This window comes from Streptomyces sp. JW3 (assembly GCF_052216785.1).
Lineage (GTDB): Bacteria > Actinomycetota > Actinomycetes > Streptomycetales > Streptomycetaceae > Streptomyces.
Genome location: NZ_JBQOUX010000254.1, coordinates 1 through 766, shown reverse-complemented (window position 1 = coordinate 766; position 766 = coordinate 1). Strand labels below are relative to the sequence as shown.

The following is a 766-nucleotide window of genomic DNA, read 5'->3' as shown; positions in this document are numbered from 1 at the left end:
GCTGATAGGAAGATCAGCCGTCGCGGGCCGCCTCGCTGGTGGGGAACGTCGTTGTTGCCTCACTCGACCGCCTAGACTGCATGGGACGGTAGTCACCTTCCATCCGGCTTTGACCTGGAGCGTCGCATGAAGTTCATCGTCCATGAGAGCCCGGTTCGTCGGGGCGACAGCGACTACATTGCACGAGCTGATCTCTCACCGTTCGGTTTGGAGGGGGAGGTGGAACAGCTTTGGCTTAAGAGGCTTGAAGATGGTTCGCTTGAGCTGTGCTGCATCCCTTTCCGGGCTTATGGAATCTCTCTCGGCGATATCGTCTCTCTTTCTGAGGATGGCACCACTGTTGCCCGGTTGGTCCGGAAGTCGGGGCGGAGAGTATTGCGGGTTTTCCTGTTGGAAACACCGGACTTTTCAAGCATGGCGAGGCAATTTGATGCCGAGATTTCGCGGCTCGGCCTATTGAGCGAATGGAGCGGTGACAGGCACGCCGCAATCGACGTCCCGATTGGCGCCGACGTCGCAAGCCTAATCGGCCTTTTCGAACGAGAAGAGGCTGAATCTCGGGCTTTTTGGGAATGGGCTGACGCTGTTTCGTTCTCATCGGGCGAGGCGTAGATTTCTACTTGTGCGCGAAATCATTTCGGCCCCACCGGATCTGCCCGGTGGGGCCGTAGTGGTGTCTGACGGCAGTAGTTGCCGCTGAGGTTGAAAGGTTGGGGTGACAGCGGGCGTTGGCGGTGCTACATCCTCGTCATGAGGTATGCGGATG

1 protein-coding gene is annotated in these 766 nt (G+C 58.2%); it reads left to right on the top strand.

Translation table 11 applies throughout. The features are described from left to right. The first annotated feature begins 126 nt into the window (after positions 1–126). The gene (locus ACTT8P_RS38370; RefSeq protein ID WP_442836415.1) at positions 127–612 is read left to right on the top strand and encodes a DUF4265 domain-containing protein; all 486 of its coding nucleotides are present in this window, start codon (positions 127–129) and stop codon (positions 610–612) included. Positions 613–766: the final 154 nt, after the last annotated feature.